This window comes from Streptomyces sp. NPDC058663 (assembly GCF_042716745.1).
In the GTDB taxonomy this organism is placed as follows: Bacteria; Actinomycetota; Actinomycetes; order Streptomycetales; family Streptomycetaceae; genus Streptomyces.
Genome location: NZ_JBHXRV010000050.1, coordinates 1 through 11,056 on the forward strand (window position 1 = coordinate 1; position 11,056 = coordinate 11,056).

Here is an 11,056-nt window from a genome sequence, read left to right on the forward strand (position 1 = left end):
CCAGAACACCCACCATCACCCTCGCCGCATAACCACCTCAAACAGCCCCCACACCCGGCACCACGTCCTTGACGAAGGACATAGAGACACCCCCCAGTCCGCTTGGGCGACGGGGCCGCCCGGGTCACCCCGCCCCCCCTGGGCGGCGGGGTAGCCCGACCCTCCCCCCCCCAGCCCGCTTGGGCGACGGGGCCGCCCCCCGGGGGCGGGACGGGCGGGCAAGGGGGCGGCCCCCGGCGGAGCCGCACCCTCGGGCCCCGCCCCACCCCGGCTCCGCCGTGAAGGTTCCGCTCCGCACCAGGAGTGGTCCGCTGCGCGGAGCCTCACCCCACCCCGCCCCTTCCCGACTGTGACACTTTGCGGCTCCGCCGCGCGGGGGGCTCCGCCCCGGACCCCTGGGTGGCAGCCCGGCCAGGGTGGGAGGGGTGTGCGGCTCATACGTGGCTGGCCGCGCAGTTCCCCGCGCCCCTGAAGGGCGCACCCGCAGCTGGCCGCGCCCACGCGGCGGAGCCGCACAAAGACACAGCCCCGCGCCCCTGAAGGGCGCACCCGCAGCTGGCCGCGCCCACGCGGCGGAGCCGCACAGCGATACAGCCCCACGCGGCGGAGCCGCACAGTGACCCAAACCCATTGACAGCACACTGTCTCAATGACAGCATTCTGTCATCGCCCCAAAGGCCGATCGCCACGATCCAGAGGAGACACCCCATGTCCCGCAAGACCGTGCACCTCGCCGTCTACGACTCCTACGCCGACTGGGAGTCCGGCCACATCACCGCCGAGCTCACCGACCACGGCTACACCGTCCGTACGGTGGCCCTCACCGACGCCCCCGTCACCACCAAGGGCGGCCTCCGCGTACTCCCGGACATGGTGCTCGGCGACCTGCGCCCCGACGACAGCGCCGTCCTCATCCTCACCGGCAGCGAGCTCTGGGACACGGGCGACGAGCTGGCACCGTTCGCCGCCACCGCCCGCACCTTCCTCTCCGCCGGCATCCCCGTCGCCGCCATCTGCGGTGCCACCGCCGGGCTCGCCCGCGAAGGGCTGCTCGACGACCGCCCCCACACCAGCAACGTGTCCTTCTACCTGGACGCCACCGGCTACAAGGGCTCCGCCCACTACGTCGACACCGACGCCCTCACCGACGGCGACCTGATCACCGCCAACAGCACCCAGCCCGAGGCCTTCGCCCGCGAGATCCTGCGCCGCCTCGACGTGTTCCCGCCACAGAAGCTGGACGCCTGGTACCGGCTCTTCCACGACTCCGACCCCTCGGCGTACGAGATCCTGGCCTCGTGACCGATTCCCCCACCGCAAGCCCCGAAGGCACGGACCCCCAGCAGCTCCTCACCCGTACCGCCCTCGGCGTCTTCCACCTCAACGGCCAGTTCATCGCCGTCTCCGACCGGATGGCCCGCGAGGTGGGGCTCACCGCCGCCTGGTGGCAGGTGCTGGGGGCGGTCAACCGCGCCCCGGCCCCCGTCGCCTCCATCGCCCGCACCATGGGCATCACCCGCCAGAGCGTGCAGCGCATCGCGGACCTCCTCGTCACCAAGGGGCTCGCCGAGTACGCCGACAACCCGGCGCACCGCCGCGCCAAGCTCCTGCGCATCACCCCCGACGGCGCCGAGGCCGTCCGCCGCCTCGACCCCTCCCACGCCGCCCTCGCCGAACGGCTGCGCACGGAACTGGGCGAGGAGGGCTTCGCCGAGACCGTCCGCGTAATCGAACGCCTCTCCGCAGCCATGGCCACGGTCCCCGATTCGTTCCCCTCAGTGACGGAACGGTAGCGATCGGCTGACTCCTTCGTCGTACAACGGCACTAAACTCGGGGCCATCGCTGTCACATCGGGGGAGGGTGGCACCACAGTCATGGCCATGGAGAAGCTGGGGCCCTCGGACCCCCAACGCATTGGCGCCTACCGCCTGTTGGCCCGCCTCGGCGCAGGCGGGATGGGCCAGGTCTATCTCGCCCGCTCCGACCGGGGCCGCACCGTCGCCGTCAAGCTGGTCCGGCGCGAGCTCGCCGAGCAGGAGGAGTTCCGCAGCCGCTTCCGGCAGGAGGTTCACGCCGCCCGACGCGTCGGCGGCCGGTGGACCGCGCCCGTCCTCGACGCCGACACCGATGCCGACATCCCCTGGGTCGCCACCGGTTACGTCGCCGGGCCCACTCTCCAGCAGGTGGTCTCCGGCGGCCACGGCCCCCTCCCCGAACGCTCGGTCCTCGTGCTCGCGGCCGGCCTCACCCACGCCCTCCAGGACATTCACGCGGCGGGCCTGATCCACCGCGACCTCAAGCCCTCCAACGTCCTGGTCACCATCGACGGCCCCCGGGTCATCGACTTCGGCATCGCCCGCGCCCTCGTCACGGTCACCGACAGCGGCCTGACCCGCACCGGCGCACTGGTCGGCTCGCCCGGTTTCATGGCCCCCGAGCAGGTGCGCGGTGAGCGCGTGACCGCCGCCTGCGACGTCTTCTGCCTCGGCTCGGTCCTCGCGTACGCGGCCACCGGCAGGCTTCCCTTCGGTACGTCGCACAGTGGCGTGCACGCGATGATGTTCCGCATCGCCCAGGAGCCGCCGGACCTCACCGACGTGCCCGAGAGCCTGCACGACCTGATCCGCGACTGCCTCCAGAAACCGCCGGAGGCCCGCCCCACCCTCGCGCAGCTCCGCACCCGCACGGGCCCGGGTCCCACCCCCGGCGATCCCTGGCTGCCCGCCTCCCTGGTGGCCCAACTGGGCATTCACGCGGTCCAGTTGCTCGACCTGGAGAACCCCACCACCTCCTTCGCCACCGATGCCGTTCCCGGACCGGGACTGGGTCACGGGCCGGGGCACGGGCAGGGGCCCGGGGTGGCCGGGCCAGGGCCCGTCCCCAAGCCCGCAGCCGCCGCAGCCGGGGTCGCAGCCGGAGCCGCCGCGTCCGCCGCGCCTTCCCCGGCCGCACCCGGCAAGTCCGCGCCGTCCGACGCACCCGCATCCCGCTCCGGCGAAGACCCCTCGCCCCAGCAGCCGCCCCAGCCCCCCGCCTCCCACACGCCCACCGAGGCCGTCCGCACTCCCCCGCCCCCCGGCACCCCGCACCACTCCTCCACCCCCAACGGCATGCACGCCATGCCCACGTACGTCGTCCCGTCCCAGACCACACCCCCGGCCGGAAGCACGGGAGGCACAGGAGGCACGGGAGGCACCGGAAGCACCACGGAAGGCACCGGCAGCAGCCCCGACGCCCCGCCCGCCCCCGGCACCCCGCACGGCCCTCCCCACTCGTACACGCCCCACATCCCGCAGACCCCACTCCCCGCACTGCCCCCAGCCGGTTACGGCTACCCCAACCAGCAGAACCAGCCCGGCCAGTTCGGCGGTTACGGGTTCCCCACCCCGCCCGGGGCCTACGCCTACCCCGAGCCCGGCGGCCCTCAGCCTCCCCGGCCGCCGGACCGTTCCAAGCGGTCGACCCTCGCCCTGGTCGCGGTCGCGCTGATAGTGGCCATCGGCTCCGGCGGCGCGGTCTACGCCTTCATGAACAGCGGCGGCGAGAGCAAAGGCAGCACAAGCAGCGGGAGTTCCCCGAACACCGACGCCAAATCCCCTACCGAGCAGGGCGGTTCGGACACGCCGTCGTCCGATGGCCCGCCCTCGGACGAGCCGGACCGGAACTCCGACACCCCCAGCTCAGACTCCGGCGACGGCACCGTCCCCGCCCGGTTCCTCGGCACCTGGCACAGCTACATCAAGGGGTCCCCGTACGCCCTCACCCTCAGGGAGGGCGGAGTCGGTGACACCGTGTTCTCGCTGTCCGTGAACGGGGACAGCTTCAGCTGCCAGTTCGCTGCCCACCTGGTGTCCGATCCCGGCGCCTCGGGCCCGCTGCACCTCTCCGCGTCCCGCGTCGTCAGCGGCCCCGCGGCCTCCTGCGCACCCGGCAAGAGCTCGACCCTCGCGCTCCAGTCGGACGGCTCCCTCCTGCGCACCGCCTCGGACGGCGTCACGTCCACGTACACGCGGTAGGGCGGGCGAGGGGGGCTACTACGACGGTTCGGCCGTCAGCCCTGCCGGCCCTCCCAGCTGGAGTACGTCGCCCCAGCGCACCGCCTCGCCCGCGCAGGCCTTGCAGCGGCCTGGCCGTGGCAGCCGCGCCGAGCAGCCCTCGCACGCGGCGGACAGCCGGGGCTCGGAGCGGCGTACGGGCACGGCCGCCGTCTTCCCCGCGGACTTACGGGACAGACGGCTGGCCAGCAGCCCCGGCGCCGAGTACACGTCCTCCGGCAGCCCGCTCGTCAGCGACCTGCGCAACGCGGACTCGCTCACCCCCTTGTCCCAGCAGTCCACGACCAGCGGCGCCAGCTTCAACGCCTCCGCGATGCCCAGCGACAGGCCGGGAGCGACATGGCCCAGCGTGTGGAGGAAACGGGCCGCCCTCCCGTGCCGCGCGTCGTCCTGGCCGGGTGCAGCCACGGACTGCTCCACGGGAACCTCAGCCGCCCGCCTGGACGGGGGCGCCTTGCGAGGCGGGGGCACCTTCCCGCCCGGGGCCACCGCCCCGACCGGGGCGGGGCGCTTCGCGTCGCGCAAGGTAGGTGGTTCTTGAAGAGAGGTACTGGAAACCGAAGGTTTCGGGCCCGACGCGCGGGCCGCCCCGTCGCCGGAGGCCCGGTTCTGGCCACTCTCCGGTTCACCCTCGGCGACCGGCGAATCGTACGGCTGATCGAAGACCTCGTAGACGGTACGGAACTCGCCGGTCTCGGGGACCTTGACGACCAGCCGCCGCAGATAACGGGCTGCCTCCAGGTCACGCAACGCCTGGGCGATCCGGGCCCGCCCCTCCGTCCGCTTGCCCGCGAGGGCGCGCACGGACGCCTTGGCGCTCTCGGGGAGGCTGAGGAGGTACAGCAGTACGCCTGCCGCGCACCATGAGATGCGATGATCTTGAGCTAGGGCGTTCTGAATGATGGAAAAGGCGCGCGTGGGCGCGGTACGGTGAATCTGCATCGGGAGTCCTTCTCTCCGGGTGCCACGCCCCCGGGTGTTTGCGCACCGCGGGGGTTTTCTGTGGCTGAAGCTGTGGTCACCATTACGCGACCACCAAGCACGGCTCCCGCAAGCCCAGTTCCCCCATTCCACTCATTCGAGTGAGGGCCTGCTGGCGGGTGACAACAGGGCCTCCGCCACTCCGGCCAATAGCTTGACGTGCACGAACCGCCCCTCCTCGGTCGGCGGACACCACCACGCCAGCGGCCAAGTCCCGCCCCCGAGTGCGCACACGGGTACGTAACTGACCTTGTCCGGCCCGGCATTCAGTACGCTCACCCCGTCCGGCCACGCCCGGAACGCGGTGCTCCCCGGCGGCACCAGGAAGTAGAGCGCCCTGGCCCCCTTGGACTCCGCCACGATCGGCCCGGGGTCCCCACCGGTGATCGCCTCCATCAACTCCGCCACCCGCCGGCCGTCCTCGCCTCCGATGCGTACGGCATCGAATTGCACGCCTGCTTTGCGGAGTTGGAAGCCGGAAGCGGGAATCCAGCTGATGTTTAGTCCATGACTTTGCGTATCCACGCTGACAGCTTGACGGGGTGGGCCTTACGTTTTCCATAGGGTCCGGCGGAGCGTTGAATATCCGGAAGTTCCGTTGCGCTGGATTGAATTCGGCTGGATCTGGTTGAGGCTGGTTGAGACCAGTTGAGTTTGGGACGGTGGTGGGGATGGCGCGCGCGGAGAACAAGGAATCGGCAGGTCCGACAGCACGGCTGGTGGCGAAGATGGTTCTGTCGATCAGGAAGCAGCGGGGGTGGTCACAGGAGCGTCTGGGCCAGGAGCTTGGCTACTCCGGTGCGGCAGTGAGCGCCTTGGAGACGCTCGCCCAGCCTCCGAGCGACCAGATGCTGATGCGACTGGAAGCGGTCCTCGGAGAGGGCTCGGGTTTCTTTCTGAACGCGATGGTCACGATCCGGCGCGAGAGGTACCCAGCCGAGTTTCAGCGGTTCGCAGAGCTGGAGCGGGACGCCGTGTCATTGCTCGCCTTCTCGATGCATACGATCCATGGACTCTTCCAGACCGAGGGGTACATGCGTGCACTCTTCAGCGGGACTTACCCACTGACCTCAGAGGCGCGGGTCGAAGAGCTGGTGGTAGGGCGCATGGAACGCAAACAGCTCTTCGACCGCGAGCCGACCGCCATGATCGGGGTCATCCTCGACGAGTCAGTCCTCACCCGCATGATGGGCAGTGTGGAGGTCATGCGGAATCAACTGCTCCACCTCATCGAGTGCTCCGAGCGCAGAAACGTCACCATGCAAGTGCTTGCGCTGGACTGCGGGCTGGATGGCGAATACGCCGCCGATCGGGGTCCGTTGACGCTCATCGAAACGCGTGGGCATGAGCATCTGGCGTACATGGAGATCCAGGACGTCAGCATGCTGGTCGATGATCCTGCAGCGGTCAGCGTCTACTCGCAGCGATATGCGAAGATCCGGGCACAGGCCCTGAGTCCACGTATGTCGCTGGACCTCATCGCGCGGTTGGCAGGAGAGCAGAGATGAGCAAGTTCCTGGGGCGGGCCAAGTCGAGCTACAGCAGCCGTAGCGGCTGCAACTGCATTCAAACCGCCTACGACTGGCACAAATCCTCGTACAGCAGCGGCAGCGGCGGCGAGTGCGTAGAAGTCGCCACCTGCCCCCACACCATCCACATCCGTGACACCAAGCTCAGCGCGACCAGCCCCATCCTTACCGTCCCCGGGTCCAGTTGGACCGACTTCCTCGCCTGGCAGACGCACTAGTTCCGTCTCCCCCCTCCCGATATAAGCCCTGGTGAACGGGGTCCGGGTCGTGGCAGGATCGCGGGATGCTGCGACTCACCGATTTCATCATCGACTGCCCGGACACGCTGAAGCTGGCGGCCTTCTACTCCGAGGTGACCGGCCGCCCGGTCAAGGAGGGCAGCGACGAGGACTGGTCGGGCATCAAGTTCGGTGAGATCGAACTGGCCTTCATCCGGGTGGACGACTTCCGTGCCCCGCAGTGGCCCGACAGCGAGCACCCCAAGCAGTTCCACCTGGACTTCGAAGTGGACGACATCGAGGCCGAGCAGCGCCGCGTCGTCGACCTCGGCGCGACACTGCGGCAGGACTTCATCGGCCCCGAGGGCTACGGCTGGCGGGTCTACACCGACCCGATCGGCCACCCCTTCTGCCTGTGCCGCAACAAGGGCGTCACCTGGACCGACCAGGGCCCGGTCTGGCCCCAGCGCAGCTAGGCGCCTATCGAAAGTGCATGTGGCGACAGGTGTGTCGTAGTACTCCTGGAGAGCACCCAGGACACGTCTCGTCACTTGGAGTTGTCGATGGCCGTTCGCCGTGTCGTACCCAATGTCCAGTCGGACGCTGTGCAGGAGAGCCGGGAGTTCTACGACCTGCTCGGGTTCGAGGAGGTCATGAATCACGGCTGGATCATGACGCTCGGCTCCCGGTCCAACCCGGGGGCTCAGGTCAGTTTCATGGCCAGCGACAAGACAGCACCGGTCACGCCCGACATGAGTGTCGAGGTGGACGATGTGGACGCGGCCTACGAGGTCCTGCGGGAGAGCGGCGCGGAGATCGTGCACCCCTTGCAGGACGAGGAATGGGGAGTGCGCCGGTTCTTCGTCCGCGACCCCAACGGCCTGGTGGTCAACGTGCTGGGCCACCGCTGACGATCATTCCGACCTTGGGCGAGGGTGCTGGTCACAGCCATTCGTAGAGGGCCGCGGCCAGCACGGTCGCTTCGTAGCGGACAGCGAGATGCAGCCCCGAAGTCGTGCATGCCCGCACCGAATCCGACGCGGGCAGGGCGAATTGCCGATCTGGAAGGCAGACCACAACACGGCTGGTACACCGGCGCCCTTCTCGCTCCGGCGGACGGTGACGAGGAGGACCGCCGCGTCAGCGAGGAGGTGTTGCAGGTACTGCTCGACGTCCTCGCCGGTTTCGGCCTGCCCGACGCGCGCGTGGTCGACTCCGCGCGGGCGCTGCGCTCGGCACTTCACGGGTTCGTCACCCTGGAGGGCACCGGGGGCTTCGCGATGCCCCGCGATGTCACGCGGAGCTTCCACTTCCTCGTCGACACATTGATCGCAGGCTTCCAGGCCGATCCACCTGCTCACGCCCCCGAAGACTGAACCGCCGGTGTCGAGCACCTGACGGATGGGCCATGCAGGTCACCGGGTCCGGCCACAGGCAGAAGTGCCCGTGGCCGGACCGGGTGTCGGACCCGGTCGCAGGCGGAGGTACGGAAGTACCCGCGGCCGGGCCGGGCGTCAGGACGGGTCGCCGTACTGGAGACCGCGTCCGTTCGTGCCGATGTACACGCGTCCGAAGGTGTCGGGGTCGCCGGTGACGACGCCGACCGCGCCGATGCTGCCCCACTGGTGGGCGTCGTCGTTGACGCGGATCCAGGTGGCGCCCCTGTCGGTGGAGCGGAAGACTCCGGTGACGCCCTCGACCGTGCCGATCATGTACAGGGCCTGGTAGTCGGCACCGGGGGCGGCCTTGCCGAAGCCGAGGGCGGAGGCGGACTTCACCGTCTTGAGCGTGGTGAAGGTCCGGCCGCCGTCGGTGGAGTGCCGCAGCCCGCCGTCGCCACCGGCGATCCACAGGTCTCCGGCGGCACCGGGAACGGCCGCGAGCCTGCCGCCGGGCAGGCCGGTGGCGCGGGCGGTGAAGGTCGCACCGCCGTCCGTGCTGGCGTGGAGCGTGCCCCCGGACAGCGCGTAGAAGGTACGGGCCGAGGAGCGGTCGGCGACGACTTCGGCACCGGTGCCGAGCCCGCCGGACTTCTGCCAGCTCGTACCCCTGTCGGCCGAGCGGTACGGAGCCTGGCCGGCCTGGGTCCAGACGAGGGCTGAGCCGTCCGCCGACAGCGCGACCTGGCCGCTGGCCCCGCCGGCGACCGGCTCGGTCTTGAAGCCGGTCCAGGTGCTGCCGCCGTCGGTGGAGAAGGCGCCGTCCTGCGCGCCACCGCGGCCGACGCGGACCATCAGCGAGGGGTTCGACTGGGCGAAGTCGATGCCGGTACTGGTAATCATCATCGGGTTGTCCAGCCGCCCGGCGGGCACCTCGGTCAGGGAGTCGTGGCGGAAACCGCCCAGGTCACCCATGGCGGTGACGACGGTGGCGCCGCCCGGCGGGGCGATCGCGTCCAGCACGGCGGTCTCCTCCAGGCCCTTGGCTCCCACGGTCCAGTGGCTGGTGCCGCCGTTGTCGGTGGCGTTGACGTCCTTGCTGCGCCAGATGCCGCCGCCGGTGCCGTAGAGCATGTGCCCGGAGTGGAAGGGGTCGATGGCCATGGCGCTCATCCAGTGCCCGATGCCGGTCCCCATGAAGGGGGCGGCGGACGGGTCCCGCTTCGACTTCGCGGCCTGCGCCTGCCAGGTCGTACCGCCGTCGGTGCTCCGGTACAACTCGTCCTCGGGCCACCAGCGGTGCAGGGTGGCGACCATGACCGTGTCCGGCTTCTGCGGGTCGACGGCCAGGCCCGAGAACCCGTAATTGCCCTGGGAGGGGGAGATGTTCTTCCACGTCCCGGCCGACGGCGTGTGCTTCCACACCGAACCGGCCGTGGCGTCGCCGATGGAGTTGGCGTACGTCAGGTACAGCGAGCCGTCACCGGAGATCACCCCGTGCTGCGGCAGGTGGCCGACCGGCTGCCCGGGGACGGCCTGCCAGGTGGAGCCGCCGTCGGTGGAGCGGTACAGGGAGGTGGTCCTGTCGGCCACGCCCGCGTAGACCGTGTTGCTGCCCGCCGGGCCGTACGTCACGAAGGCGATGCCCGCGCCGCTGCTCGCACCGTCCTTGACGGGGAACGCGGAGACCTGGCGCCAGGTCGCGCCGTGGTCGGTGCTGCGCCACAGGCCGTTCTTGCGGGTGCCCAGCAGCAGGGTGCGGTGGTCGGCGGGGTCGACCGCGAGTCGCTCGCCCGCGCCGCGGCCGTGCTCGTTGGCGCCCAGCTTGAAGGGCAGGGCGGTGCGCTGGAAGGTGCGGCCCCGGTCGGTGGAGCGCAGCAGCTCGGCGTTGCCCGCCCAGTCGTTGGTGTAGGTGCCCGCCGCGAGGTAGAGCCGGCTGGGGTCGACGGGGTCGGTGGCCAGCGAGTCGATGCCCAGCAGGTTCCAGTCCTTCTCGCCGACCCAGTCGCTGAGCGGGGTCCACTGCTCGGCCGCCGCGTCCCAGCGGTAGGCGCCGCCCATGTCGGTACGGGCGTACAGCAGGCCCTTCTCCTTCGGGTGGAACACCAGCCCGGTGACGTAACCGCCGCCCACCACCTGGGCGTTGTTCCAGCGGTACGTTCCGCCCGCGGCCGCCGGTGCCTCGGGGACGCGCACCAGCTTCCACTGCTGGTTGGCGCTGCCCTTGGCGCGGTACTGGACGACTGCCGCGCCGTCGGCCCTCGAGCTGCCGGAGACGTCCAGGACCCGGCCGCTCCTGCGCGAGGTGAGGGTGACGGCGTCGGAGCCGCTCACGTCGTCGATGCGCCACTCCTGGGAGGTGGCGGAGCTGTCGGTCTGCTGCTCGGCGGCGGCGTTCTCACCGGTCGAGTCGCCGGCGATGCCGAGCACCTTGCCGCTGTTGCGGTTCACCAGCTCGTAGTGGCCGTCGCCGGTGCCCTTCAGCTTCCACTGCTGGTTGGCGGTGTTCTGGTCGGTCCACTGCTGGATGCGGGTGCCGTCGGCGGTGGAGAAGCCGTTGACGTCCAGCACCTTGCCGCTCTGCACGGAGACCAGGCGGTAGTAGGCATCACCGTCGACCGTCGCGGCCTGCGAGCCCTCCTGCACGAACAGGAGGTACGGAACGACGAGGGCGGGCGCGCCGATCAGCAGACCGGTCGCGGTCCAGCGACGGCGGTGACGCCCGCGGCGCGTGCCGTGCTTGGGGTGGGTCATGGGGGGAGGTTCTCCTTGCGGCGGTACACAGGACAGGAGGCGGGTCCGGGCTCCGGGTCCGGATGGGGGTCCGGGCCCGGGGGGGTCCGGGTCCGGCTCCGGGCTCCGGAAGCACCGGACCCACGCCTCTTGTCGCCGC

The 11,056-nt window shown here is 70.6% G+C and carries 11 protein-coding genes; 8 read left to right on the forward strand and 3 right to left on the reverse strand.

Annotated features, from left to right (window positions below):
• Positions 1-708: 708 nt before the first annotated feature.
• The 3 genes from ACFWVV_RS30030 to ACFWVV_RS30040 all read left to right on the forward strand — a co-directional run bounded on the left by ACFWVV_RS30030 (position 709) and on the right by ACFWVV_RS30040 (position 4,017).
• The gene (locus ACFWVV_RS30030) at positions 709-1,302 is read left to right on the forward strand and encodes a DJ-1/PfpI family protein (protein WP_384355613.1); all 594 of its coding nucleotides are present in this window, start codon (positions 709-711) and stop codon (positions 1,300-1,302) included.
• Positions 1,299-1,793, forward strand: coding sequence for a MarR family winged helix-turn-helix transcriptional regulator (locus ACFWVV_RS30035; RefSeq protein ID WP_384355611.1), 495 nt, complete (start codon positions 1,299-1,301; stop codon positions 1,791-1,793). The genes ACFWVV_RS30030 and ACFWVV_RS30035 overlap by 4 nt, the downstream gene beginning before the upstream one ends.
• Before the next feature lie 88 nt (positions 1,794-1,881).
• A complete protein-coding gene (locus ACFWVV_RS30040) occupies positions 1,882-4,017 on the forward strand; it encodes a serine/threonine-protein kinase (RefSeq protein WP_384355609.1) in 2,136 nt (711 codons plus the stop codon).
• Between the two features lie 18 nt (positions 4,018-4,035).
• On the opposite strand, the gene ACFWVV_RS30045 is transcribed toward ACFWVV_RS30040, so the two are convergent.
• Positions 4,036-4,998 carry a hypothetical protein gene (locus tag ACFWVV_RS30045; RefSeq protein WP_384355607.1) on the reverse strand — a complete coding sequence of 321 codons (963 nt, stop codon included), beginning with the start codon at positions 4,996-4,998 and terminating at the stop codon, positions 4,036-4,038.
• Between the two features lie 132 nt (positions 4,999-5,130).
• A complete protein-coding gene (locus ACFWVV_RS30050; protein ID WP_384355605.1) occupies positions 5,131-5,562 on the reverse strand; it encodes a hypothetical protein in 432 nt (143 codons plus the stop codon).
• A 146-nt stretch (positions 5,563-5,708) separates the two neighbouring features.
• Here ACFWVV_RS30050 and ACFWVV_RS30055 point away from each other — a divergent pair, with 146 nt between their 5' ends.
• From ACFWVV_RS30055 to ACFWVV_RS30075, 5 genes are all read left to right on the forward strand, one after another.
• Complete coding sequence (locus ACFWVV_RS30055) at positions 5,709-6,545, forward strand: Scr1 family TA system antitoxin-like transcriptional regulator (protein ID WP_384355603.1); 837 nt, start codon at positions 5,709-5,711, stop codon at positions 6,543-6,545.
• A complete protein-coding gene (locus ACFWVV_RS30060) occupies positions 6,542-6,784 on the forward strand; it encodes a DUF397 domain-containing protein (protein ID WP_384355601.1) in 243 nt (80 codons plus the stop codon). Before ACFWVV_RS30055 ends, ACFWVV_RS30060 begins: the two co-directional genes overlap by 4 nt.
• A gap of 65 nt (positions 6,785-6,849) precedes the next feature.
• Positions 6,850-7,260 carry a VOC family protein gene (locus tag ACFWVV_RS30065; protein ID WP_384355599.1) on the forward strand — a complete coding sequence of 137 codons (411 nt, stop codon included), beginning with the start codon at positions 6,850-6,852 and terminating at the stop codon, positions 7,258-7,260.
• Positions 7,261-7,347: 87 nt separating this feature from the next.
• Positions 7,348-7,695, forward strand: a complete 348-nt coding sequence (locus ACFWVV_RS30070; protein ID WP_384355597.1) for a VOC family protein — start codon at positions 7,348-7,350, stop codon at positions 7,693-7,695.
• Positions 7,696-7,803: 108 nt separating this feature from the next.
• On the forward strand, positions 7,804-8,160 hold the full coding sequence (locus tag ACFWVV_RS30075) for a TetR-like C-terminal domain-containing protein (RefSeq protein WP_384355595.1): 357 nt from the start codon (positions 7,804-7,806) through the stop codon (positions 8,158-8,160).
• A gap of 138 nt (positions 8,161-8,298) precedes the next feature.
• On the opposite strand, the gene ACFWVV_RS30080 is transcribed toward ACFWVV_RS30075, so the two are convergent.
• On the reverse strand, positions 8,299-10,917 hold the full coding sequence (locus tag ACFWVV_RS30080) for an RICIN domain-containing protein (protein ID WP_384355593.1): 2,619 nt from the start codon (positions 10,915-10,917) through the stop codon (positions 8,299-8,301).
• Between the last annotated feature and the right edge of the window lie 139 nt (positions 10,918-11,056).